The organism is Paraburkholderia franconis (genome assembly GCF_009362735.1).
GTDB classification, from domain to species: domain Bacteria; phylum Pseudomonadota; class Gammaproteobacteria; order Burkholderiales; family Burkholderiaceae; genus Paraburkholderia; species Paraburkholderia franconis.
In genome coordinates this window covers 58,228-81,878 of the sequence record NZ_WHNP01000012.1, presented here as the reverse complement: position 1 = coordinate 81,878, position 23,651 = coordinate 58,228, and the positions used below count along the sequence as shown (strand labels likewise).

The 23,651-nt window shown below is 62.8% G+C and carries 19 protein-coding genes and 3 pseudogenes; 15 read left to right on the top strand and 7 right to left on the bottom strand.

Features of this window, described 5'->3' with window-relative positions; all coding sequences use genetic code 11:
• Nucleotides 1-29 precede the first annotated feature (29 nt).
• Complete coding sequence (locus GCT13_RS15310; RefSeq protein WP_152759446.1) at nt 30-1,595, top strand: UbiD family decarboxylase; 1,566 nt, start codon at nt 30-32, stop codon at nt 1,593-1,595.
• Between the two features lie 174 nt (nt 1,596-1,769).
• Entirely contained in the window at nt 1,770-2,702 is a 933-nt protein-coding gene (locus GCT13_RS15305) for a LysR family transcriptional regulator (protein WP_152759444.1), read from the top strand.
• Between the two features lie 27 nt (nt 2,703-2,729).
• Here GCT13_RS15305 and GCT13_RS15300 read toward each other — a convergent pair whose 3' ends face one another.
• The 3 genes and pseudogenes from GCT13_RS15300 to GCT13_RS49250 form a co-directional block, all read right to left on the bottom strand.
• On the bottom strand, nt 2,730-3,761 hold the full coding sequence (locus GCT13_RS15300; protein ID WP_321574371.1) for an XdhC family protein: 1,032 nt from the start codon (nt 3,759-3,761) through the stop codon (nt 2,730-2,732).
• A 141-nt stretch (nt 3,762-3,902) separates the two neighbouring features.
• A pseudogene (locus GCT13_RS49255) lies at nt 3,903-4,516 on the bottom strand (GGDEF domain-containing protein).
• Between the two features lie 225 nt (nt 4,517-4,741).
• Nucleotides 4,742-4,900 (bottom strand): CHASE3 domain-containing protein, encoded by a 159-nt coding sequence (locus GCT13_RS49250; protein WP_265335293.1) that lies wholly within the window; start codon nt 4,898-4,900, stop codon nt 4,742-4,744.
• Nucleotides 4,901-5,022: 122 nt separating this feature from the next.
• Between GCT13_RS49250 and GCT13_RS51615 the strand changes: the two genes are divergently transcribed.
• Both GCT13_RS51615 and GCT13_RS15285 read left to right on the top strand, forming a co-directional pair.
• Nucleotides 5,023-5,721, top strand: coding sequence for a hypothetical protein (locus tag GCT13_RS51615; protein WP_456093716.1), 699 nt, complete (start codon nt 5,023-5,025; stop codon nt 5,719-5,721).
• A 70-nt stretch (nt 5,722-5,791) separates the two neighbouring features.
• Nucleotides 5,792-6,085: a hypothetical protein gene (locus GCT13_RS15285; protein ID WP_152759440.1), complete on the top strand. Its 294-nt coding sequence runs from the start codon at nt 5,792-5,794 to the stop codon at nt 6,083-6,085.
• An 87-nt stretch (nt 6,086-6,172) separates the two neighbouring features.
• Here the strand turns inward: GCT13_RS15285 and GCT13_RS15280 are convergent, their stop codons facing one another.
• Together GCT13_RS15280 and GCT13_RS15275 are read right to left on the bottom strand one after the other, a co-directional pair.
• Nucleotides 6,173-7,702, bottom strand: a complete 1,530-nt coding sequence (locus tag GCT13_RS15280; protein ID WP_152759438.1) for a CYTH and CHAD domain-containing protein — start codon at nt 7,700-7,702, stop codon at nt 6,173-6,175.
• A gap of 208 nt (nt 7,703-7,910) precedes the next feature.
• Complete coding sequence (locus tag GCT13_RS15275) at nt 7,911-9,458, bottom strand: methyl-accepting chemotaxis protein (protein ID WP_152759436.1); 1,548 nt, start codon at nt 9,456-9,458, stop codon at nt 7,911-7,913.
• A 242-nt stretch (nt 9,459-9,700) separates the two neighbouring features.
• On the opposite strand from GCT13_RS15275, the gene GCT13_RS50865 reads away from it, so the two are divergent.
• The 5 genes and pseudogenes from GCT13_RS50865 to GCT13_RS15250 all read left to right on the top strand — a co-directional run bounded on the left by GCT13_RS50865 (nt 9,701) and on the right by GCT13_RS15250 (nt 13,399).
• Nucleotides 9,701-10,063, top strand: a complete 363-nt coding sequence (locus tag GCT13_RS50865; RefSeq protein WP_321574370.1) for a DUF2252 family protein — start codon at nt 9,701-9,703, stop codon at nt 10,061-10,063.
• A pseudogene (locus tag GCT13_RS49245) lies at nt 10,015-10,152 on the top strand (arsenate reductase ArsC); the annotation flags it as partial. The gene GCT13_RS50865 and the pseudogene GCT13_RS49245, both read left to right, overlap by 49 nt.
• Nucleotides 10,149-10,513, top strand: a pseudogene (locus GCT13_RS49240) (aquaporin family protein); the annotation flags it as partial. The pseudogenes GCT13_RS49245 and GCT13_RS49240, both read left to right, overlap by 4 nt.
• A 19-nt stretch (nt 10,514-10,532) precedes the next feature.
• Complete coding sequence (locus tag GCT13_RS15255; RefSeq protein WP_152759432.1) at nt 10,533-10,991, top strand: YncE family protein; 459 nt, start codon at nt 10,533-10,535, stop codon at nt 10,989-10,991.
• Between the two features lie 614 nt (nt 10,992-11,605).
• On the top strand, nt 11,606-13,399 hold the full coding sequence (locus GCT13_RS15250; RefSeq protein WP_152759430.1) for a hypothetical protein: 1,794 nt from the start codon (nt 11,606-11,608) through the stop codon (nt 13,397-13,399).
• 196 nt (nt 13,400-13,595) lie between these two features.
• Here the strand turns inward: GCT13_RS15250 and GCT13_RS15245 are convergent, their stop codons facing one another.
• The gene (locus tag GCT13_RS15245) at nt 13,596-14,810 is read right to left on the bottom strand and encodes a GGDEF domain-containing protein (RefSeq protein WP_152759429.1); all 1,215 of its coding nucleotides are present in this window, start codon (nt 14,808-14,810) and stop codon (nt 13,596-13,598) included.
• An 819-nt stretch (nt 14,811-15,629) separates the two neighbouring features.
• Here GCT13_RS15245 and GCT13_RS15240 point away from each other — a divergent pair.
• Nucleotides 15,630-16,379 carry a YqcI/YcgG family protein gene (locus tag GCT13_RS15240; RefSeq protein ID WP_152759427.1) on the top strand — a complete coding sequence of 250 codons (750 nt, stop codon included), beginning with the start codon at nt 15,630-15,632 and terminating at the stop codon, nt 16,377-16,379.
• Between the two features lie 50 nt (nt 16,380-16,429).
• Here the strand turns inward: GCT13_RS15240 and GCT13_RS15235 are convergent, their stop codons facing one another.
• A complete protein-coding gene (locus tag GCT13_RS15235) occupies nt 16,430-17,560 on the bottom strand; it encodes a GGDEF domain-containing protein (RefSeq protein ID WP_227746852.1) in 1,131 nt (376 codons plus the stop codon).
• Between the two features lie 458 nt (nt 17,561-18,018).
• On the opposite strand from GCT13_RS15235, the gene GCT13_RS15230 reads away from it, so the two are divergent.
• The 5 genes from GCT13_RS15230 to gudD all read left to right on the top strand — a co-directional run bounded on the left by GCT13_RS15230 (nt 18,019) and on the right by gudD (nt 23,538).
• Nucleotides 18,019-18,777 (top strand): FadR/GntR family transcriptional regulator, encoded by a 759-nt coding sequence (locus GCT13_RS15230; RefSeq protein WP_152759423.1) that lies wholly within the window; start codon nt 18,019-18,021, stop codon nt 18,775-18,777.
• 475 nt (nt 18,778-19,252) lie between these two features.
• The gene (gene garL / locus GCT13_RS15225) at nt 19,253-20,038 is read left to right on the top strand and encodes a 2-dehydro-3-deoxyglucarate aldolase (RefSeq protein ID WP_152759421.1); all 786 of its coding nucleotides are present in this window, start codon (nt 19,253-19,255) and stop codon (nt 20,036-20,038) included.
• A gap of 38 nt (nt 20,039-20,076) precedes the next feature.
• Entirely contained in the window at nt 20,077-20,970 is an 894-nt protein-coding gene (locus GCT13_RS15220) for a 2-hydroxy-3-oxopropionate reductase (RefSeq protein ID WP_152759419.1), read from the top strand.
• Between the two features lie 52 nt (nt 20,971-21,022).
• Complete coding sequence (locus tag GCT13_RS15215; RefSeq protein WP_152759417.1) at nt 21,023-22,156, top strand: lactonase family protein; 1,134 nt, start codon at nt 21,023-21,025, stop codon at nt 22,154-22,156.
• Nucleotides 22,157-22,188: 32 nt separating this feature from the next.
• Nucleotides 22,189-23,538 (top strand): glucarate dehydratase, encoded by a 1,350-nt coding sequence (gene gudD / locus GCT13_RS15210; protein WP_152759415.1) that lies wholly within the window; start codon nt 22,189-22,191, stop codon nt 23,536-23,538.
• Nucleotides 23,539-23,651: the final 113 nt, after the last annotated feature.

The following is a 23,651-nucleotide window of genomic DNA, read 5'->3' as shown; positions in this document are numbered from 1 at the left end:
GTGCCGACTTCCGCATAAGGACCACTACATTGAGACCCAAGACCGCCATCCCTTCGACCGCGCAAGGCGCGGAACTGCCCGACCTCGAACGCTTCCGGCTGCGCCGCTTCCTCGCGTCGCTCGACGAAACGGAACTCGAACGGCGCGATGAGCCCGTCGATCTCGCCGACGTCGCCGGCATCATGGAAGGCAATCCGCGCGCGGTGTGGTTTCAGCAGCCGTCGGGCGGCACGGTATCGCTCGCGGGCAGCGTCGCGGCGAGCCGTTCGCGCCTCGCCAAAGCGTTCGACACGACGCCGGGGCAACTGCTCGAAGTCGTGCGCGAGCGTCTGCGCACGAAAGGCAAGCTCGTCGAAGTGCGCCGCGAAGAAGCGCCCGTGCAACAGGTCGTGCTGACAGGCGACGACTGCGATTTCACTGCGCTGCCCGTGCATCTGCAACACGATCTGGACGGCGCGCCGTATATTTCCGCGTCGATCGACTTCGCCGTGGATCCCGACACCGGCTGGACCAATGTCGGCGTTCGCCGTCTGATGTTGCGTGGCCGGCGCACGGCGGGCATCGACCTCGTCGCGCCGTCCGATCTGCGCGCGATCGCGATTGCGCATGCGAAGCGCGGCGAGCGGCTGCCGATCGCGTTCGCCGTCGGCACGCACCCCATCGATCACGTCGGCGCGACGATGCGCATTCCCGCCGACGAGCTCGAACTCGTCGCGGCGCTGCGCGGCACGCCGATGGGCGTCGTCAAATGCGTGACCAACGATCTGCTCGTGCCCGCCGATGCCGAATTCATCCTCGAAGGCTATCTGGACGAACGCGGCCACGCAGAACCTGAAGGGCCTTACGGCGAATTCCTCGGCTACTACGGCGGCATCAAGACGAACCCGGTGTTTCATCTGACGGCCATCACGCATCGCAAGGATGCAGTGTTCCAGACGTGCACGATCGGCGGCCGCACGATGGCGCGCACCGATACCGCGCAACTGGCCGCGCTGCGCACGGAAGTGACCGTCTGGCGCGCGCTCGAAACCGCCGTGCGCGAAATCAGGGGCGTCTATGCGAGCCCCGCGACGGGCGGCATGTTCAATGTGCGCGTCGCGATGCAACAGCGCGTGCCGGGCGAGGCGCGCAATGCGATCGCGGCCGTGTTCGCGTCGCTCGCGAACGTCAAGCACGTGTTCGTCGTCGACCCCGATATCGACATCTTCTCCGACGAGCAGATGGACTGGGCGCTCGCCACGCGCTTCCAGGCCGACCGCGATCTCGTGATGCATACCGGCATGCGCGCGATGCCGCTCGATCCGTCGCTGGGCGGCGCAACCGTGACGGCAAAGGTCGGCTTCGATCTGACGCTGCCGCTGCTGCGTCCGGGCGAAGAGCGCGATCTCGAACATCGCGTGCCGACGCCGCCCGCGTTCACGGGCGCGCGCTTCGACTCGCTCGAAGCCGCATTGGAGCACGGACCGAAGCGGTTCACCGAACTGATGTCGGCGACGGGCACGCGCGACGGCCGCGAAATCGTGCGCTGGCTCGAAGATACGGGCGCCGCGCGCGCGATCGTCCGCGACAGCGAAGGCCGCTACGCGTTCGCGTAGCGGGCGCTGTCCGCGCCTACATGGCGCGCTGTCGCAACGTTTGCGCGGCATGCCCGGCCGCCGCGTCATCGCGGCGTGGTATCCGCGATCGGGCTTGTCCCGGTCGCGGATACGCCTGCACGGCGATAGAATCCGGGCAGTCCTGTCCTGCCCTGCCTTCGAGGATCGCCGTCGATGAACCTGTCCCTCAAACAACTCAAAGTCTTCCTTGGCGTCGCGAACGCATCGAGCTTTACGAAGACGGCGCAGAGCATGCATCTGAGTCAGGCGGCGCTGAGCGCGATCATTCGCGAGCTGGAGACGCAGCTCAATTGCCGGCTGTTCGAGCGCACGACACGCACCGTCGCGCTGACGGAAGCGGGCCGCCTGTTCTATCCGACGGCGATGAAGATCGTCGAGACGCTCGAGAAATCCGTCATCGAGCTGAACGAGCTGGGCCGGCAAAAGAAAGCCTCGCTGCTGCTGGGCTGCACGCCGATGATCGCCGCGAGCCTGATGCCGCAAGTGCTCGCGCGCTTCGCCGAGACCAGTCCGCAAGCGCAGATCGAACTCGTCGACCGTCCGCCGGGCGAGCTGCTGAAGATGGTCGAAGAAGGCGATCTGGATGCGGCATTCGGCGTGTTCTTCTCGCAGCTTTCCGGTATCGATCGCGTGCCGATCTTTCCGACGCGGCTCGTCGTCGTGTCGTCGACCATGGATGGCGCGCACGGCATCGGCAAGGTGCCGCGCGACGGCGTGCAATGGCGCGCGCTCGAAGGGCTGCCGATGATTACGCTGCCGAAGGACAACCCGTTGCAGCGCCTGATCGAAGCGTCGCTGTCGAAGGAAGAAGTGACGACGGGAAGGCGCACGGTCGTCGGGCATTTGCAGACGGCGATTGCGATGGCGCATGAAGGTCTCGGCGTCGCGATCATGCCGTCGTTCTGCGAGCACATCTGCCGCCACTATCAGGTGCGGATCGACGTGATTCGTCCCGAGGTGGAGTTTTCGTTTTACAGGATCACGCGCAGCGGCCGCGATACGCTTGCCGCGCTCGATGAGTTCACGCAGATGTTCGCCGCGGCCGCGCAGCTGAGTCCCTTCGATACGGCGGCCAATGCGAAGTAATCGTTGTGCGCGTTGTGCGTGCCTGGGCTACGCGAAGCACGCGAGTTCGGAATCGACGAACGACGACACCATGCCGTGCGCTGTCTTTGCAGCGCCAACCTGCAACGACGGCGGCATGATCACTCCGTTCTTCACGGCCGTCACTTCGGCAAGAATCGACACGGCGATTTCAGGCGGCGTCCTGCTGCCGATGTAAATCCCGACAGGTCCATGCAGCCGCGCGAGTTCGGTTTCGGTGAGATCGAACTCTTTCAGCCGTTCGCGCCGCGCGGCGTTATTGCGCCGCGAGCCCAAAGCACCGACGTAAAACGCGGGCGTTTTCAAGGCCTCCATCAACGCGAGATCGTCGAGCTTCGGATCATGCGTAAGCGCGATCACCGCGCAGCGCTCGTCGAGCTTCATGTCGAGCACGGTATCGTCGGGCATCGTGCGGACCACTTTCGTGCCCGGCACGTTCCATTCATCCGTGTACTCTTCCCGTGGATCGCACACCGTCACCTGATAATCAAGGCCGACCGCGATATTGCACAGATAGCGCGATAACTGCCCCGCGCCGATCACGAGCATCCGGTAACGCGGGCCGTGTATCGTCAGCAGGCGTTTGTCGTTGAAGTCGACGCCATCGGTGGCCTGCGCTGAGTCAATATGCGCGACGCCCGTTTCCATATCGAGCGTGCGTGCAACGAGACGGCCTGCTTCCACGGCTTCGTACAGTTCGGCAATGCCGCTCGCTTTCGTCAGCGGCTCCAGCACGAGCTGAATCGTGCCGCCGCACGGCAGGTCAAAACGATGCGCTTCTTCCGCTGTGATGCCGTATTTCACCGCTTCGGGTTTCGTCTGCTCGATGCCGCGCTGACGCAAGCGATCGATCAGATCGTCTTCGATACAGCCACCCGACACGGAGCCGACCACCGCGCCATCGTCGCGCACCGCGAGCATCGCGCCTTCGGGACGCGGCGACGAACCCCACGTCTTCACCACCGTCACGAGAAGCGCGCGATGTCCCTGCGCGAGCCAGCGCGCGCTGGACTTCAATACTTCGAGATTGACACTGTCCACTTTCGATACCTGATTCCTGCAACTCATCCCGCAGACAGTCTAATTGGCGGAATCGGGAGCGTGAATCGGTGAATATCGATCAAGCGATCGAAATTGGTGAAGAGTGAATCGTGTGATGGTGACGGGCATTCGGTCCGGTGTCTATCTTTTCAGCCTCACGACATTCGACGGATGCTGTTCCGACAAAACACCGAAGCTCCACGTCGAACGGCCGCCGCGCTTCGCGACATACATCGCGGCATCGGCGACATCGAGCAGTTTCTCGACCGACTGCACGCGATCAGGGAATGTCGCGATGCCGATGCTCACGCCAATCTCGAAGCAGCCATCGAACTCCTTCTCGCCGACCGCGCGCACGCAGCTAATCAGCCGCTCCGAGAGTTCTCGCAGCTGCGCGTCGTCGCCGCAATCCGGCGCGAGCAGAACGAACTCGCACCGCCCACGCGCGCGAGCACGTCGCTTTGTCTCGTCGCTTCGCGCAGCGCATCGGCAAGGCGTCGAAGCAACGCATCGCCGGCGCTATGGCCAAGCGTGTCGTTGACGCTCTTGAAGCCGTCGATGTCGAGGAACAGCAGCGCAATGCGTCGTTGAGGATCGAAAAGAAGTTGCGCATTCAGCGCATCGATGGCGGACAACAGGCGTCGCCGGTTAGGCAGGCCTGTCAGCGGATCGTGTGCGGCCTCGCGGTCGAGCGCGGCAGACCATGCGTGCACTTTCGCAAACGCGCGGCGCTGGATGTGCAGCGTGTAGATCATCAGGCAGCCGACGAGAACGGCAACGAACGCCAGCGCGGCCGTTCCAAACACGAGGCGCTCGTGCGCATCGCGCGCGGCCGCCTTGCGCTTCTGCTGCCATCGGTCCAACAGCTGCCCCATGTCGTCGCGAAGCACGTCCATGTAGCGCTTGCCCTCGTTGGTACGGACCAGCGCCATCGCGTCATTCCTGTGCCCCGTGCGGACGAGCTCGATGGTTCGCGCCAGCTAGCCGATCTTGTCCGTCTTCGTGTGTTCGACGCGATCGACGAGCGCTTCCGACGGCTCGCCGCCAGTCACGACGCGATGCAGCCGGAGCACCGTGTCGTCGAGGTCGCGAACGCCCTGACGATACGGTTGCAGATAGCTTTCATCACCCGTCAACAGATACCCGCGTTGCCCCGTCTCGGCATCTTCCAGATCGTGAAGAACACGATTTGCCTGACTCGCTGATGATGACGCGGGCTTCGTGCAGGAACAGCCCGGCCGCGATCAGCAGACCAAAAGTCATGAAGGTAAAGCACAATGAAGCGCCACCGGTCAGCGCTCGCGGCTTTGTACAGACGCGCCGGCAACGCGCTCCCCCAAGGCATTCAGGAATCAAAGGTCTAATGATAGAGGAGCGAGCCGATGCCGGCGATCCGGGCAAGACCTGTCATTGCGATCCGCGCCGCTCAGCGCGGCTTCAGTTCGACAGGCGGATCGGCGCGATAGCCGCCGCCGAGCGCCTTTGTCAAGGTGATCTCCTGACTGATCGTCTGGCCGTCGAGCGTGAGCAGCGCGACCTGCTCCGCGATCACCGGCTGACGCGCTTCGAGCGCCGCAAGCCGGCTCGTCAGCCCGCGCTGATAGTGGGCTCGGCGCTGTCTCTCGCGAACGCCAGCGATTCGATTCGCTGCTTCTGCAATTCGCTCTCTGCGTCGAGGGCCTGTAGACGACTGCCCGTCTGCGCGACATCGCGCACCGCGTTGAGGACGGCCTGGTTGTATTGCTCGACCAACAGGTTGCTGCCCTCGCGCGCGCCGCTCAGGTTCGCGTTGAGCCGGCCGCCGTCGAAGATTCCAATTCGCGGGTTGCATGTCGCGGAGTACGGCGCGTTCGATCCGCTATTTATGCACTGCTTATGCGATATTTACCGGTTCGTACTGGTTGCACGCATGGCCGTTTACGCTGCTATAGTTGCCTTCTCTTTCGCGGAGCCCGAGTGAAATGTCCTGCGAAGCCTGCGACCGAATGCACTGCAGCGATGCAGCCGTGCCACATGACGGATTGCGGGCATTGCACAAGCCGAAAAAGCTGCGGCCGCTCGGTCGCAGCCCCGTGCTCGTACAGAACTACCAGTGCCGGGTCTGCGGAACAAACTGGATGCGCGAATTCGATCCGCAAACGCCTGATCATCTGGAATGGGTCTGTCTGCATCACGCATCGAGCATTCTGGACCCGCTCGCCGCGTTGGAGCCAGAAGCATCTTCTCCATCGACAGATCGCCCGAGCGAAAGCGCGGTCACACGCGAGCCGATCATTGCGCACGACATCCCGCATCCCGTGTTTCGGCCGGAAGCCGCCGTGTGAGGTGGAAAGTGCGGTGGAAAGCATCTTGTCAGGTGCGCCGCGTTTCGCGTCCCGGACCACCGGACACGTGATAACGATGTGTGCGGGTTAATGCGGCGGCGAAAGACGTCTGAAGCGCTTCCAGAGCTTCTTCAATATCCGATGATCGGCGGCGACGCGAGACGCGAGAAAGCCCCGTGCAAAGGCCGCGCCCGCCGCCGTCTCGGGCGATGTTCGCGGCAGCGACTTCAGAAGCTGATCGGCGACGACGGCATCGTTGCGCCAGCCAAGATCGTCCTGCAGTTCAGCCAGTGCGCCGACGTAGTGTTGCACGACGCGCCTCGGACAAAGCGACGCGAAGAACTCGGTCGCGTATCGGACTTTCTTCGCTGCAATGCGGGCGCGATGACGACGGTGATCGTCGATATCGGCGAGCCCCTTGCCACGCTTGATCAGCTTCCTGTGCCGGCGACGCAGCACATCCACGGCGAACAGTCTCGCGGGCCGGCCGATCGCTTCGCGCTGCTCGTCGGACATTTCGTCTCGCCATCCCTTTCGGCTCAACCATAGCGCGAGTTGCAGAACGAGCCGCGTGTAGCGAACCGACTCGACGGCCTCGGCCGCGCGCTGCCGGTTATTGGTGGCGATCTTCAAGCAGGCGTCGCGCACGGGCAGCAGCTCTTCGGGATTGCCGCTCGTGCCCGCATGTTCGAGCGTCGATCCCGCGAGCACCTCCCAGTCGCGCGCGGCGCCCAGCTCCGAGGCGATCCAGCGCAGCTCTTCGTCGAGACCGGCATAAGCGGGAATGACCGCCGCAAACAGATCGAGCGCCGAGCGCAAACGGCGCAGCCCCACGCGCATCTGATGAACACTCGAAGGATCGTGACCCGACACGACGCCGCGCTCGTTCGCATGAACCTGAGCGAGGCAATTGCGCACGATGCTGCAGAACGCGTCTTCGACCGTATCGTCTTTGTGCACATGTACGGGTTGCGCCTTGACGGCCGCGTGGTGCTCCGCGATGAGCAGCGCATAGCCGAGGTCGGCCTTGCTGAAGCGGTCGATGCGCAGCGGCACGGTGTCGAGCAGTTCCAGCGCGACGCCGTACAGGTTCTCCGGCTGCCCCTGTTTCAGCTCCAGTTCGAGCGCCACGACCGGCACCGAGCCCGAATCTGCTTCGACCGTGCCTTCGTCGAGTGCAACTTCGATTTCGTCTCCTGACGGCAAGCGCAGCGGAAAAACCGCTCGATTGATTCGCGTGACGAACACGGGCTTTAACTGAGCCGCAGTGGACTCGTCACGGATCAGCTTTCCGCAGTCGCTTTCTTCCGGTATCGAGTCGTGCAACAGCTTCAGATCGGGTACATCGCCATCGACGGGCATCTCGAACTCATCCCTGTCGAACAGGCCCGCCTGAACCGATCCTTCGAGCTTCAACGTCTGGAGTCGCTCGTCACCGACAGCACGCACGCGCAGCGACGCCCCGCATCCGTGAAAGGCAAGCTCGGGCGTGTCGAAATAGGTACTCGTCAGCAACTGGGGAGCCTCGGCCGCGCTTTTCGATTGCGCAAACAAAGGCACGTGACGCAATGTATCGAGATCTTCGATGCGGACCCGCAGCTTCAGCTCCTGTTCCATACCGGCTCCCATTTGCGCTCGGGACTATCAGGCTACACCGAATCCGCCGGATTGCGGGCCATGCGTGGGTGCGCTTCGGCTATACGGCTCGCTCGCCAGCGCGATACGCCGTTTCGACTCGGGACTGCCGTCGGCATGGTACTTCGATCAGGAGAAACCCGGCAGCACGCAGCGGCCGGGGTTCGCATAGCAAAGAGAAGATTTCAGGTTAAAGCTGAAAGGCCCGCACGGCCGACCGCAAAGATTCCGCCTGCACGCGCAAGTCGCCCGACGCCTGCGCGCCGTCCTGCACAAAAGCAGTGTTCTGCTGTGTCGCGCGATCCATCACGAGAACGGCCGCGTTGACCTGCTCGATGCCGTTGCTCTGCTCGCGTGACGCTTCTGCGATCGAGTCGACCAGATCCGCCACGCCGCGAACGGCGGCGAGCAAGTCGACAATCGTGGCCCCGGCTGCTTCCACTGCGACGCCGCTCTGGTCCACTTCGGCTGTCATCTCCTTGATCAACGCGCCGATTTCCTTTGCCGCTTTCGAGCTTCGCTCGGCAAGCGCGCGGACCTCTTGCGCGACGACGGCGAAGCCACGCCCCTGATTGCCTGCGCGCGCGGCTTCGACGGCGGCGTTGAGGGCAAGCAGGTTCGTCTGGAATGCAATGCCTTCGATCACCGATGTGATGTCGCGCACGCGGCCCGACTGTTCTGCGAGCGCGCGCATCCGTGCGCCGGCGTCCTTCGCGGCGCGGTCCCCGTCGCCGGCCTTGCCGGACGCGATGCCTGCCAGCGTGCGCGCCTCGGTCGCATGTTCCGCGTTGGCTCTTACCATCGACGCAAGCTGCTGCATGCTCGCCGAAGTCTGCTGGATGCTCGCCGCGTGTTCCTCTGCGCTGGTCGCGAGCGTGCCCGTGCCGCTCGCGATGGATGCGCTCGCTTCGGCGATCGTATCCGTCGAGTGGCGGATCTCGCCGATCATCGACGCAAGACGCTCGCGCATCGTCTTCATCGCGAACAATACGCTGTGCGTGTCGCCCGGCTTCACGGGAACATCGACGGAGAGATCGCCCGACGCAACGCGATTGGCGATTTCCGCCGCCGTTTGCGGCTCGCCGCCAAGTTCGCGGAACAGGCTTCTCGACATCGACGCGCACAGCGCCGCCACGACACCCAGACCGACGACGATAAAGCCGATGACGAGCAACTCGACGACGTGTCCCGCCTTTGTCGCCTGCTCGTATTCGGATTGCGCGGCCGTCAATTCGATCTTGCGCAGTTCGGCGCCCTCTTGCTTCAACGTGCGCGACAACGGGTCGACGGTTTGCGTCTGCACCCACTGCGCCTCGGCCAGGCTGTTGGCGCTCAACTGCTGCACAGCCGGCCGCAGACCCTTGTCGCGCAGATTCGCCCAGTTCGAAGCGAATTTCGTCGCGAGTTCACGCGAGTCCGCCGATGCGCTGCTGGCGAGATACTGCTTCATCAACGTGTCGACCTGCTCGATGCGAGCCACGCCGCTTGCAGCAACCGCTTGCGTTTTCTGCGCCGACGGGTCGAGAATCGCGTCGCTCACTGCAAAGACCGTTTCGGTGACGAGCTCGTTGATGGTCGATATCGTCTGCAACGCTTGCGCGCGCCCCTCATACATCTGCTGCAGCGTGTCGATCGACCTCGACACACCCATCAACCCCGCTGCGCCGATGCAAAGGGCAATGACGGTAACGGCGCCAGTCAAAAGAAGAAGGCGGGTTCTGATACTTAACTTGCGCATTGGAGACCTACATGGCAATGCGTCGCGGCGGCATGCATGTGCGTCCGCGACGCACGGAGAGAAGACAGTCCTTTTGAAGGAACGCGTCTTCTTTACGGCCCCGGGTACGGATACTTGAATGAACTTTTTATGACCATGCGCACCGACGCGGTGCATATGATCAACTACCGCACGTCATCGTCCATTGCGCTTCGGACTTTCCCGTGAACCACTTCATGTCGCTGGCATTCCGCGCTGCTTGAATGACGCCGCACCAACAAGAGGGGCGGCTTTGTCGCTCCTTTTTCTTTATCCGAGGGAGAACAATGAAGAAAGCGTGGATCGCCTTGTCCGCTGCCGCCTGCCTGCTGAGCGCATTTCCCGCCCATGCGCAAACTTCGCGCCCCAGTTGGGTCGTGACGCAGATCTACAACTACAACCATCCTCTCGCGGCCACGGACAGCGCGGAGCTTGCGACCAAGATGTCGACGATGGCGGGTGACGCGTTTGCGTTCTATCGCGGCACCGACCACATGTTCTACCAGGACACGCTGACGCTGCCGGCATCGAGCTACGCCACCACGTGCGCGCATTCAGCGCGGGCAGCGCGCCAGGCGGCGGGCTGAATCCGTTCGCCGTCGAGGTGCTCACGCAAGCGGGCATCGACACGAGCGGCTATCGCAGCAAGAGCTGGGACGAGTTTGCGCGCAACGGTTTTCGGGCAAGATCCGCGCGGGAACCGGGCAATGGATTGCCGAAGCCGTGGCCACGGCCGGCCTGTTGCTCGTTATCCTGCGCGCACCGGCCAGACGCGCGTCGATCATGGTTGCTGCATACATCGGCGCTGCGTACTGGTTCACAGCATCGACGTCGTTTGCAAACCCGGCGGCCGCGTTCGGCCGCATGTTCACGGACAGCTTCGCGGGCATCGCACCGTCCAGCGTGCCTGGCTTCGTGATCGCTGAACTGATCGGCGGGGCCATCGGTCTTGCACTTCACACTGCGTTCGAATTGCGCCGACGCACTGGGCGCCCAACGTCATCGAGTCCTCTGGCACGCGTAACGGAATGCGCTAACGCGGCGGCATGTCGAGGCATGCACGCATCGTCGATTGTTTCGAGCGCTCAAGTCGCAGGCATTGTCGATGCGTACAGCGAGAGGCCGTTCGTCGCAGTAGCTGCCATCTCCGCTTCAGTCGACGCATCAGCACGATTCCGCTCGGCGGCGAAACCGGCGATACGCAGTACGACGCCGCGTCGCGTCATATCTTCATCAATGCAGCTCGCGTTTATCGCCTGTAAAGACAACGCCAGACTGCTGACGCTTAATCTGCTCACAAAACAGGTCGTCCAATCATTCGACGTCCGCAGTGATCCCGACGCGCTCGCGTTCGATCCAGGTTCGCACATGCTGTACGTCGCCGGCGAAGCAGACATCGTGTCGATGTTTGCCGCGAGTTCGCCAACTGTGTCGAAGATCGCAGAATGCAGCATCGGACCTGGCGCACATGTGATGGGCGTCGTTCCATCGACGCATCGTGCCTCTTCTCGTTGAGGAGCGTCGAAGGACATCCGGTGTTGCGTGTAGTGGCGCCCTCGGTAAAAGCATCTAACCGATGCAGCCCAAGCTGACTCACGGGCTGAAAAAAATACTTACTCCCTTCAAGTCGAAATCGGTAATAATTCGGCCTGTTTTTGCCGGTTATATCTCCCGATTCTTATCTACGGGGTCGCATTCCAAATCATCCGGCAAAGACCCTCTTGCCAGAAAGCTCATCGCGCAAAACAATTCCCCAATGCGACGAATCCATGCGATTGCTTTGTTTTTTCTTATGATATTACGCACAATCGCTAGAACCAGGTAGACTTTGCGCTGTTCGGACTTATCTAATGGCATTAAATACCGATTCGCTGTTTTTGGTGCTAATCGAGTCTGTGACATTTGCTGCTTTACTGACAGTGAGGTACTTATTGCCGGCAAGGCGGTAATGCGGATAGGGACACCTGCCGCACTCTTTTAACCTGTCACGGGAACGCACCGCGTCGGTCAAACGTTTGCGCTTCAAGGATTCCAACCCCTGAAGCGGACGATCTGCGCTTTTCCTCGCATCTCCCAGACGAATTACGCAACTTCTGCCGGTGAGTTTCACGGCGAGGATCTTGTTAGCCATGGTCAAACGACGTCAATTTCTAGGACTCCTAACTTCCCTTGGTGGAAGCTACATCCTGACCGCATGCGGCGGTGGCAGTGAAGGCATCAGCGGCAACTCGCCCGTCGCCAAATCGACGGCGCGCGCAAGCGCTGCATCGGCGGACGGCACGACGATTCCGTCCGCATCGTCCATCATCGACAACAACGGTGCTGTGTGGACGCTGTCCGGCGGTTCCGTGTATCTGAGCGGCGTAAAGGCCGGCAACAACTACAACGTCACGCTGGTGCTGTGGTACGGGGGCACCGTTTATCACCAGGGCACGGGCGGCCAGTTCTACGCGTGGAACGGGACCACCTGGTTCGCGAGCAGCGATCCGCGCCTGGGCGGCAGTGGCGCCTCCAGCGACGGCACCTCGATTCCGCCCGCTTCGCAGATCACCGACACGTCGGGCGCGGTATGGACCGTCGTCAACGGCGTGATCTATCGAAACGGATCGAAAGTCGGCAACACGTACAACGTGTCGCTGTTGCTCTGGTTCGGCGGCAGCATGTACCACCAGGGCACGGGCGGCCAGTTCTATGCATGGAACGGCACGACGTGGAACGCCTGCAACGATCCGCGCCTGGGTGGCACGTCAGCGGACGGCACGACCATTCCTTCGGCTTCGTACATCATCGACAAGACGGGCGCAATCTGGACCGTCGTCAACGGCGTCATCTATCGCAACCGCGCGACTGTCGGCAACACATACAACGTTTCGCTTCTGCTGTGGTATGGCGGCAAGATCTGGCATCGTGGCACAGGAGGACAGTTCTATGTGCTCGCTGACCTCGACAGATGGTTGCCGTGTGACGACCCGCGCCTTGCTACGTCACTGACGACGGCTGGAAGCTTCTACGGCATCAACGGACACTTCGACTACACGTACACGCCCGCGCAACTCGTCGCGATCATGAAGAGCATGGGCTGCACGTCATATCGCGTGGGATGTACCGACGACCCGGTGCAACTGAACGCCGTCGCGAAGCTGGCGCAAGCCTTCCAGGCTGCCGGCCTCACACTGTTCGTTCTCGTCAACCAGGGCGTGTATGACGCAAACGGCATGCTGCTTCCCGGCGAAGGCGCCGCATACAACCGGGGATTCGCGGTCGGCATGACGATCGCAAAAACGCTCCAGCCGTATGGCGTCACGCTTTATGAATGCGGAAACGAGCTGACGCGACAGGACGCAACTGTCATGGACTTCACGTACGCCGGAACGAAGGCCTCCGATTTCAACAACGCCAACTGGCCCGTCATGCGCGGCGTGATGCGCGGGATGATCGACGGCGTGAAGTCGGTTCAACCGTCGGCGAAGTGCGGCATCAACTTCTGCGTTGCGGACGTCGGCGCAGCCGATGCGCTGTGGGACGGCATGCAGCCGGACGGCAGCGGCGGCTATCCGAAAGTGCGCTGGGACGTCACGACGTGGCACAACTACGAAGTGTACGGCGACATCTTCAACATCGGGGTCGACGGCGCAGGTCCGGGCTTCGATCTGCCGACCTACTGCAAGGCCCGCTACGGTGTGCCGTTCATCATCTCCGAATGGAATACGGGTCCGGAGAAAACAGAGGATTACCGCGCGTCCTACATCTCTTCGACGCTGGCGAGCTTCTACCGGTCGAGAAAGAGCCACAATATCCAGTCTGTGATGTACTACGTGCTGGACAGCGGCAACAACACGTACGGCATTATGATCAACGGTACTCCCATCAGCCAGCCATACTCGGCGCTTTCGAGCTTCATTTCCGCAAACGCCGACAGCTGATCCGGCACAGACCGGTCGAGCATCGACGACGCTGTCTCAGCGGCCCGCCATCCGGCGGACCGTTTTGCATTGCAGCCGACCCTGGCGTTCAAAAGTTGGCGTTAAAAGTTGGCGTTAAAAGGTTGCCGTTCAAAAGGCAGAAATGACCGAAGCCATGCGACGACAACGGCTTCGCAATTTCCGCGTTTAAACAGCGCTAAACAGCACGCCTGCGGCGAGACGCAACTTCATCGTCGTCGGATGAGCCCAGGCGTGCGGCCGTCTGCGCCACTTCAACCCGATTCCCGCCAAGCGATTTCGCGCTGTACAACGCCTGATCGGCGGCTGCCAGCAGATCGGCAAGCGTGAGCGTTTCGCTTGTGGACTGCGCCAGTCCGATGCTGACCGTGGCCCTGATCTCAACGCCGTTCTTCCTGTGAGAGACGGTGTCGGCGAAGCGCCTGACGATGGCCTCGCCCACCTCTTTGCCACGAACGCTGTCACGTCGAGGCAGCAATGCGGCAAATTCTTCTCCGCCGATACGCGCGAGAATCGCATCCCGTCCCAATACGCTGCGGGCGACGTCCCCAAACGACTTCAGAACCTCATCGCCCGTGTCGTGGCCGTATCGATCGTTGATCGCCTTGAATTGATCGAGGTCGAACGCAAGCAGTGAGACTGGCCGGGATGCTTCGCCGTCGCGGATGACGCGCGCGCCCTGTTCGAAAAACCATCTGCGATTGCCAAGACCGGTCAGATAATCCGTCTGCGATTGCTTTAGAAGCTGACCGTGGGCTTCGTCGCGCACGAGCCTCAGCAAGGTCATCGGCAGAACGACCGAATACAGCACGCCCTCGTAGATCGTGATCTTGCCGACAACCAGCAGCATACGTTGCCCATACAACGCCACCAGACCGGGCAACACAAATGCTCTCGCGGCATAGAAGAGCGCATGGGCGCCCGACACGATCGCAGCGATGTGCCGCGATTGCATCCCTTTCATTCCGTCGCATCGCAGCAGTTCGCGAGACGTCATGCCGCAAGCCACCGCGATCGGAAACGCACTCACGTAGCTCCACATGGCCTCTTGCCCCCGCGTGCCGCCAACCGCCCACGCCAGCGCCAATAAAACGAGCATGCCGATCGAACCTGCACGGTATTGCCGGTTGCTCAACGATGCGACGCCGTGCAGGATCAGCAGATAGCCGATAACAATGATCAGGTTGCTTAGCGCAGAGCCCGTCACGCCGGGCAGATCGTGGCGCAACGGCGCCACCGCACAGCCGATGGCAAGCGTGGCGTATCCCGCTGCCAGTATTTTCAATTCCCTGCTGCGCATGGGATGCGTGCGATGCTCCCAGAGGGTCATCCCGCAACTGGCGAGAAGGGTTCCGATCGCGAGGAAATAAAGAGTAGTAAGATCCACATGCATCGCTGACGTGATGGCCTGATGCGATGGCTTTAGGCCGGCACATCGCGGCGAAAGCCGGATTTTACGCTGAAATTTTCGACAGCAAGATGATAGTCGAGCGCCCGTTTTCAGGTAGCGATTTATCGCTGCGCCGGCGTTTCATGGGTAGATAAGATTCGACACGCACTCTTTCTGGCAATCCTGCCATCCACACGCCACCGACCTGTCACGCAAGAGGGACGCACAGTCCTTGTCACGTCCCGGTGCAAGAGACGTTCTTGCGGCGCCGTCCACGCTGCCCAATAACGTCGATTCTCGTTGCGCCCACATGCATTGCCACCGGGTCCTCAGTCGAACGCAATGGAGTTGCCTGTGCCCTCTGCGTTGCTTGTCTGCCCCGATACCGGTGCGTTGGTGCCGCGCATCGCTCGTCTGTTCGGATCGGCAGCGCAGCAGTCCTTCGGTGCGGCATGGCTGCTGTTCGCCGGATGCGGCGTGCTGCAAGTCGCCCTCGGCTATCTGCTGTGCACTCCGCTCGAACGGCGCTGGCCGCTGCTGCACTGGCCCGTCCGGCAACCGATGAACACCGATATCGTCTACACGTTCATCGTCCGGATCGTTCTGTTCCCGCTCGTCGCGTACTTCGAATACGGGCTTCGTGAAGGCGCTCGTCGAGCACTGGTTGCTCGCGCATCAATGACCGGCGCCGTCTTTGCTCGCGTGGTCGTAGCCGGCCGGCCCATTGAGCACATCCCGTCAAGCGACTGCCAAACTTCCAGCGCGCCTAACGTGCGCCCACAACCTTGCCGACAGACACACCGAACTTCGTCCGGAGCAAGCATGGCGATATCACCCGAAGCCGCATCGTTGAAAGCCAGGTCCACGCCGTGGACCGAACGCATCCTGAACATCACGGTGTCGAATGCGAGCGCGCTACCCGCATGGTGGCGCGACGCGTATCACAGCTACCGCATGACGCTCGATCAGCCGGATTATCCGTGCTTCTTCGGCCAGGCAGCCGAGCGCCGCGGCGAGATGTTCTACGCGTTCGACGGCCAGCATCCGCAGGTGGCGCGCACGACGATGCGCCGTTTCGTCGAGCTGGGACGCGATGCGTCGCTCGTGCGGCACAGTCTCGCGATGTTTTGCGCGCCGGACCCAGAGCTCACATCGCACGCCGATTTTCTGCGGCGCTTCTGGTCGATACTGCGGCGCCTCCACGATGCCGACGAGGTGCCGATGCGGCCCGCCGATCCCGATGACCCGTGGTGGGAGTTCTCGTTCGGCGGCCGCAAGATGTTCGTTGTCGGCACGAGCCCGACCTATCGCAAGCGGCGCAGCCGCGTGATCGGCAGCGGAATGTTGCTGCTATTCCAGCCGCGCGAGCTGTTCACCGACCTCGCCACCGGCAAGCCGATCAGCGCCGAAGTGCGCCGGCAGATCCACGCGCGAATGCTCGCGTACGACGCGATGCCCGCGCATCCCGACATCGGCTTTTACGGCGATCCCGGCACGCGTGAATGGAAGCAGTATTGCCTGCCCGACGACAACGCGCCCGTTACAGGACGCTGCCCGTTCGCGAGCGGCTGACGCTCGCCGCGCAAATTCGGCTTTTCATGGCGTTCGCCGAGACGACGCGCCTAAAGCAGGATCACGTGATCGCTGATCCGTACGCAGTTCCGGCCGCCGCGCTTCGCGCCGTACAGCGCTTCGTCGGCATCGCGCGCGAGTTGCTCGATCGTCGCGTCGGCAGCGGCCATGCACACGACGCCGATGCTGCACGTATAGCCAGGCAGCGACTCATCCTCTTTCTGCGCGACTCGTCGCCGGATGATTTCGGCCTGCTCGCTCGCCTCGTCGGGTTGCGCGCGCGGCAGCAGCACGGCAAATTCCTCGCCGCCCCAGCGCGCAAAGTGGCCGTGCTCCGGCAGCATGTCGGCGACGCGTCGGGCGAAGTCGATCAGGATGCGATCGCCCGTCGCGTGCCCGTACGTGTCGTTCACCTGCTTGAAGTGATCGAGATCGATCAGCATCAGCGAAAGGAGTCCGCCTGTGCGCATGGTCTTTTCGCGTTCCTGCTGATGCGCGCTCAGAAAGGCGCGGCGATTCAGCAAGCCCGTCAGCGGGTCCATGAAGGAGTGCTGTTCGAGCTGATTGCGAAGCCGGTCCATTGCCGCGAACAGCAGGCCGACCGTCACTGTCAGTGACATCAGCGCGCTCGTCGTCAGATAGATCTTCTGGAAAACGTCCGCCGAAAAGAGCCCGGCATTCGCCCATGACGGCATGAACATCGTCACGACTCGCGCAGCCGTCACGGTCGCCTGGACCAGCAGCATCGAGCCGACGAATAGCGCGGTGTTGCTGCCGCGGCCGAAACGCAGCATCACGACGCAATGCGTTCCGTAGGTCAAGGTCAGGATCAACGACATCCACAGCGTGCGGCCCGCTGCGGACGGCTGCACCCACGTCGTCCAGCTCATCGCGATCACGCCGACGATCAGCAGCAAGGCAATGAAGCGCCGCGACGGAGGGCGCCCGAGAAACAGCTGGCTGCCGATCATCCACAGCCCCGTGCCGAGGATCATGCCGACATTGGCGACGAGAAACGAAAGCCAGTCGGCGATGCCGCCGCGCAGCGCGAGCATGATCGCCGACACCGACACGATCAACGCCCCCGACGCCCAATGCCCGACGCCTCGAATGTTCGTCGGAAAACCACGGCCCAGCGAAAACATCACGAGCGACATCAGCCCAGGCATGACTGACGACATGAGAATGACGGTGCGGAGATCAAAGGCTGGCATACGGTTCCGATAGCGGTCTGGCGACATGAGAACCATCCCGGCTCGTCGGCGGCGACGGATTTGACCGCCTCATGTGCGCTGGCAGATCAGGCTCGCAATATACCGCACGGCGAACGCGGACCGCATGGACGTTTTCCCGGCGCGGACTGTGCCACAAGCGCTTGCGTACGAAGTGACGTTTTTGGCGGGCATCACGTTGGACACGTGAGCCGGATTGTGGATGCTTGCAGCTGCAACGAAACGCGCACCAGTCGCGCAGCCGTTCCGATGCGATGTCCGACGAGACGCGCGATGAAGCCACGAATAGCGATACAAACCAGCACCTATTCGCCTTTAAACGGCCGGTCAATTCGTAACTACGCCCCGCTTTCGCGTTGTAGGACAACGTATAATGAAGACAAATCTGAATCCCCGAGGAGCGTTTCATGGCCGCGTCTGCAGCACCAGGTTCGACCCCAAGGCGGGTACGCGGGAGTCTTGCTGATCAGGTCGTCGCGTATGTGAACGAGCAGGTTGCATCGCACGCGCTCAAGCCCGGCGATCAACTGCCGACGGAAACCACTCTGATGTCGTTGCTCGGCGTGAGCCGCACCGTGGTACGCGAAGCCATTTCGCGACTGCAGGCGAATAGCGTGATCGAAACGCGCCACGGCATCGGCAGCTTTGTACTCGAGCCGCGTCGCGAGCCGCTGGGCCTGGAGATGGTCCCCGCGACCACGCTGAACGACGTGCTCTCGGTGCTGGAATTGCGCATCAGCCTCGAAACGGAATGCGCGGGGCTCGCGGCCCAACGCGCGAGCGAACGCGATATCGCGAAGATACGCGAGGCGCTCGATGCCGTCGAAGAAGCGAGCCGCGCGGGCGGCGACAGCACGGCCGCCGACTTGCGATTCCACATTTCGATTGCGAGCGCGACGGGCAATCGCTATTTCGTCGACATCCTCACGCAACTGGGTACGGCGCTGATTCCACGGCATCGCGTGGATTCGCCGGGGCTCGCGCAAAGCGATCTCAGCGCGTATATGGCGCGGGTCAATCTCGAACACGAAAACATTCTCGATGCGATCGCGCGCAAAGACCCCGACGGGGCGCGCGCCGCGATGCGCATGCATCTGTCGAGCAGCCGTGAACGCTTGCGCCGTGCAAGCGCTCAGGCGGAAGAAGCGGCGACTCGCACGACGTGAGCCGTCGAGAGCACGCAATCAGGGGAGCGGCCTGCATGTGGCCGCTTTTTTTTGCGCAGCGCATCCGATGATCGCGCGGCGGCGATCGTGCTTCGCGGCGACGCCGTTGGCTGAACGGATTGTCGCCGGACAATGGCTGCGGCAACGGCTCTGCCGGAAAGTCCTCGTGGTGCGCGGTTTTTTCTCCATTCGCCCAACTGGCATCAGTCATCATATAACTTAACGCAAACCCAGCCGTGCGTGCCCTTCCGCGTGGCCGCCTTGCAGGCCTCTTGGGGATGTCTTGCGAACGAATTCAGGGTTTACCAGCCTTCCTCCAGGTCAACTGACGACTTATCTTGTGTTCAGACGTCCTATGACATACCATGTTCCCGCAGGACGAGATTCGCCGTGCGGGGTTCGCCAGCCGGGCAACCAGCTTGCATGGGACCAGAGCAAGAGCTAATGCGCCCACTCTGGCCGACAGGAGAATGAGATGACCCAGCCGTCCCCATATCAACCGCTGCCGAACAGCTTTCGTACCGCCGTCAGAGGCGGCGACCGGCTCATCGGCTGCTGGGCGTCATTTGCCAGCCCGATCACGACCGAACTGCTGGGCACCGTGGGTTTCGACTGGCTCCTGCTCGACGCCGAGCACGCGCCCAACGACGAACTCACGTTGATCCCGCAACTGATGGCATTGAAAGACAGCCGTTCGGCGCCCGTGGTTCGGCCGCCCGCCAACGACAGCGTGATCATCAAGCGCATGCTCGACCTGGGCTTCTTCAATTTCCTGATTCCGTTCGTCGACAGCGCGGACGATGCGCGTCGCGCCGTAGCCGCCACCCGCTATCCGCCGCACGGCATTCGCGGCGTGTCGGTCAGTCAGCGCGGCAACCGCTATGGCACCGTGGCCGACTATCTGCACGTCGCCAACGAAAACATCTGCGTCGTCGTGCAGATCGAGAGCCGCGCGGCCGTCGAGGCGATCGACGAAATCGCGGCGGTCGAAGGCGTCGATGGCGTTTTCATCGGACCGTCGGACCTTGCTGCCGCATACGGCCATCTCGGCAATCCGGCGCACGCCGACGTCCAGCAGGCCATCGCGCATGTGTTCGAGCGGGCGAAAGCAGCGGGCAAAGCCTCGGGCATCCTCGCGCCCGTGCAGCAGGACGCCGAACGCTATCTCGCGATGGGCAGCACGCTGGTTTCCGTGTGCGCCGACATGGGGCTTTTGCGCAACGCCGCGCTAGGCGTCCGGAAGCATTTCATGCCGGACTGAGCGGAACGCCCCTCACTTCACATTATCTGGAGTAGCGAATGAAAAAAGCAGGCTTCATCGGACTCGGCATCATGGGCAAGCCCATGGCGGCCAATCTTCGCAAGAACGGTGTCGAGCTTGCCGCCTTCACGCGCAGCGGCGTGCCGGACGAGCTGACGCAAGCGGGCGTGCTCGCGTGCAGCAGCCCCGCCGAAGTCGCGGAAAAAGCGGATATGATCTTCATCATGGTGCCCGACACGCCCGACGTCGAACGCGTGCTGTTCGGCGAGAACGGCGTGGCAAGCAAGCTGCGTCAAGGCAAGATCGTCGTCGACATGAGCTCGATCTCGCCGATCGCGACGCGCGACTTCGCTGCGCGCGTGCGCGAGAAGGGCGCCGATTATCTCGACGCGCCCGTTTCCGGTGGCGAAGTCGGTGCGAAGGCCGCATCGCTGACGATCATGGTGGGCGGTTCGCAAGCCGCGTTCGATGCCGTCAAGCCGTTCTTCGACATGATGGGCAAGAACGTCTCGCTGATCGGCGAAGCGGGCGCGGGCCAGATCTGCAAGGTGGCCAATCAGGTCATCGTCGCGGCGACGATCGAAGCTGTCGGCGAAGCGCTGCTGCTGGCATCGAAAGCAGGTGTCGATGCCGAGAAGGTGCGCAAGGCGCTGATGGGCGGCTTCGCTTCGTCGCGCATTCTCGAAGTGCACGGCGAACGGATGACGAAGCGCGCGTTCGATCCGGGCTTCCGTATCGAGCTGCATCAAAAGGACCTGAACCTCGCGCTTTCGACGGCGCAGGCGCTCGGCGTCTCGCTGCCGAATACGGCCACCTGTCAGGCACTTTTCAATGCGTGCTCGGCACATGGCGGCAACGCATGGGATCACTCGGGCATGGTCCGCGCGCTGGAGTATCTCGCCGATCACGAGATCGGACAGCAGCAGAAATGACGATGACGCGTCCACTGCGCATGCCGGATCGTCGGATGAACGCACGCACATCATGAGCGACCCGACTCCCGCATCGTTCTTCGTAATCGTCTCGAACGCGGCGGACGGCGATCTTGCCGTGTTCCGCGTCGACGCTCCGACGGGCCACATCGAGCGCGTCGCGCGTCATCCCGCTGGCGAGGCCGTCATGCCGATGGCGCTGTCCGCCGACGACAGCATGCTCCACGCGGCGACACGCGCAGCGAAGCGGACCATCGTCACGTATTCCGTCGATTCGGGCACGGGCAGTCTCACGCGGCTGCGAACGACGTCCATTGCATCCAGCCTCGCCTATCTGTCGCTGACGCCGTCGGGCGCATGGCTGCTCGGCGCATCGTACGGCGAGCATTCGGTGAGCCTGTATCGCGCCGCCGATGTTCATGCGGACGCGCACGTCGATCCCGTTCACGCGATCGAAGGCATCGAGCACGCGCATTCGATCGTTGCCTCCGCGGATGGCCGCTTTGCGTACGTCGCGTCGCTCGGCTCGGATACGGTGTCGTGTTACGCGATCGTCGAGCGCGCTGCCGATGCGCGGCTCGAACTCGCGCAGAAGGTGCGCGTCGAGCCTGGCTTCGGTCCGCGTCATCTGCGCTTTTCGCCGGATGGCGGCAAGCTCTACGTATCGAGCGAGTTTCGCGCGACGGTCGCCGTGTTCGCACGCGATGGCGAAACGGGCACGCTCACGGAACGCTCGGTTGCACCGCGTGCAACGGCGCTCGCTCATCTGCGCGACGGCCGCGCGCGTCCGCTTGCTCCGGGCACTGCGGGCGCTCAGGTCGATCCATCGACGCTCATCTGGGCCGCCGACATCCAGATCACGCCCAACGGACGTTTCGTTTTCGTCGCCGAGCGCACGACGAGCCGGTTGATCGGCTATCGCGTGACGGACGACGGATCGCTCGACTATGCGGGCTACACCGACACCGAAACGCAACCGCGCGGCTTCAGGATCGACCCAAGCGGACGCTTCCTCGTCGCGTGCGGAGAGCAATCGACGCAGGTCGCCGTATATGCGATCGACGCCGACTCACGCGCGCTTGCCCTGCTGTCGCGCTGCGAAGGCGGACGCGGCGCGAACTGGGTCGAAATCATTCCACAGACGCAGCCAGCCAAACGCGCGACGTCTGCTGAACCCACTCATTGACCTCCCAGCACCGAACCTCAGGACCGACTTTCATGTCTACGATCGCATCCCAAACACAAGGCGCGCCGACCGTCACCGAATTGCGCGTGGTGCCCGTCGCCGGCCGCGACAGCATGCTGATGAACCTGAGCGGCGCGCATGGCCCGTTCTTCACGCGCAACATCGTGATCCTGCGCGACAGCGCCGGCAATACGGGCGTCGGCGAAGTGCCGGGCGGCGAGAATATCCGCAAGACCATCGACGATGCGCGTCCGTTCGTCGTCGGCCAGTCTGTCGGCAATCTGTACGCAGCGTTGAACAAGGTACGCAAGCAGTTCGCGGATCGCGACGCGGGCGGCCGTGGCCTGCAGACCTTCGACCTGCGCACGACGATCCACGCAGTGACGGCGCTCGAAGCCGCGTTTCTCGATCTGCTCGGCCAGCATCTCGGCGTGCCCGTCGCAGCGCTGCTCGGCGAAGGCCAGCAACGCGACGAAGTCGAAATGCTCGGCTATCTGTTCTATATCGGCGACCGCAACAAAACGGACCTGCCGTATGCGAGCGGCGCCGAAGGCCGCGACGACTGGGAACGCCTGCGCACCGAAGAAGCGATGACGCCCGAAGCCGTCGTCCGTCTCGCGGAAGCGGCGCAGGCGCGCTATGGCTTCAACGACTTCAAGCTGAAAGGCGGCGTGCTCGCCGGCGACGCCGAAATCGAAGCGGTCACTGCGCTCGCCGAACGCTTCCCCGATGCACGCGTGACGCTCGATCCGAACGGCGCATGGTCGCTCGCGGAAGCGATCCGCCTGTGCCGCGACAAGCACGATGTACTCGCCTACGCCGAAGACCCATGCGGCGCGGAGAACGGTTATTCGGGCCGCGAAGTGATGGCCGAGTTCCGCCGCGCGACGGGCCTGCCGACGGCCACCAACATGATCGCAACCGACTGGCGCCAGATGGGCCACGCAATCCAGTTGCAATCGGTCGACATTCCACTCGCCGACCCGCATTTCTGGACGATGCAAGGCTCGGTGCGCGTCGCGCAGTTGTGCAACGACTGGGGCCTCACATGGGGCTCGCACTCGAACAATCACTTCGACATCTCGCTCGCGATGTTCACGCACGTCGCGGCCGCCGCGCCGGGCAAGATCACCGCGATCGACACGCACTGGATCTGGCAGGACGGCCAGTATCTGACGCGCGATCCGCTGCAGATCGTCGGCGGCAAGGTGAAGGTGCCAGCCAGGCCCGGCCTCGGCATCGAGCTCGACATGGATGCGCTCGAACAGGCGCACACGCTGTATCAGCAGCATGGACTGGGCGCGCGCGACGACGGTGTCGCGATGCAGTACCTGATTCCGAACTGGAAGTTCGACAACAAGCGCCCTTGCCTCGTGCGCTGATGTCGGCTTGCCGCGCGCTGATGGCGTGCTGATTGCACGCCGATCGCGCGCTGACAGCGAATCAAACCGGAACGCCGAAACAACGCGGCCAGCATGACCGCAGCACATTCACC

What these genes read in the sequence shown, in the direction of transcription:
- GCT13_RS15305 (WP_152759444.1), top strand. Translation starts at nt 1,770, where the DNA reads ATGAACCTGTCCCTCAAACAACTCAAAGTCTTCCTTGGCGTCGCGAAC.
- GCT13_RS51615 (WP_456093716.1), top strand. Translation starts at nt 5,023, where the DNA reads ATGAAGGTAAAGCACAATGAAGCGCCACCGGTCAGCGCTCGCGGCTTT.
- GCT13_RS15280 (WP_152759438.1), bottom strand. Translation starts at nt 7,702, where the DNA reads ATGGAACAGGAGCTGAAGCTGCGGGTCCGCATCGAAGATCTCGATACA.
- GCT13_RS15275 (WP_152759436.1), bottom strand. Translation starts at nt 9,458, where the DNA reads ATGCGCAAGTTAAGTATCAGAACCCGCCTTCTTCTTTTGACTGGCGCC.
- GCT13_RS50865 (WP_321574370.1), top strand. Translation starts at nt 9,701, where the DNA reads ATGACGCCGCACCAACAAGAGGGGCGGCTTTGTCGCTCCTTTTTCTTT.
- GCT13_RS15255 (WP_152759432.1), top strand. Translation starts at nt 10,533, where the DNA reads ATGCACGCATCGTCGATTGTTTCGAGCGCTCAAGTCGCAGGCATTGTC.
- GCT13_RS15250 (WP_152759430.1), top strand. Translation starts at nt 11,606, where the DNA reads ATGGTCAAACGACGTCAATTTCTAGGACTCCTAACTTCCCTTGGTGGA.
- GCT13_RS15245 (WP_152759429.1), bottom strand. Translation starts at nt 14,810, where the DNA reads ATGCATGTGGATCTTACTACTCTTTATTTCCTCGCGATCGGAACCCTT.
- GCT13_RS15240 (WP_152759427.1), top strand. Translation starts at nt 15,630, where the DNA reads ATGGCGATATCACCCGAAGCCGCATCGTTGAAAGCCAGGTCCACGCCG.
- GCT13_RS15235 (WP_227746852.1), bottom strand. Translation starts at nt 17,560, where the DNA reads ATGTCGTCAGTCATGCCTGGGCTGATGTCGCTCGTGATGTTTTCGCTG.
- GCT13_RS15230 (WP_152759423.1), top strand. Translation starts at nt 18,019, where the DNA reads ATGGCCGCGTCTGCAGCACCAGGTTCGACCCCAAGGCGGGTACGCGGG.
- garL (WP_152759421.1), top strand. Translation starts at nt 19,253, where the DNA reads ATGACCCAGCCGTCCCCATATCAACCGCTGCCGAACAGCTTTCGTACC.
- GCT13_RS15220 (WP_152759419.1), top strand. Translation starts at nt 20,077, where the DNA reads ATGAAAAAAGCAGGCTTCATCGGACTCGGCATCATGGGCAAGCCCATG.
- GCT13_RS15215 (WP_152759417.1), top strand. Translation starts at nt 21,023, where the DNA reads ATGAGCGACCCGACTCCCGCATCGTTCTTCGTAATCGTCTCGAACGCG.
- gudD (WP_152759415.1), top strand. Translation starts at nt 22,189, where the DNA reads ATGTCTACGATCGCATCCCAAACACAAGGCGCGCCGACCGTCACCGAA.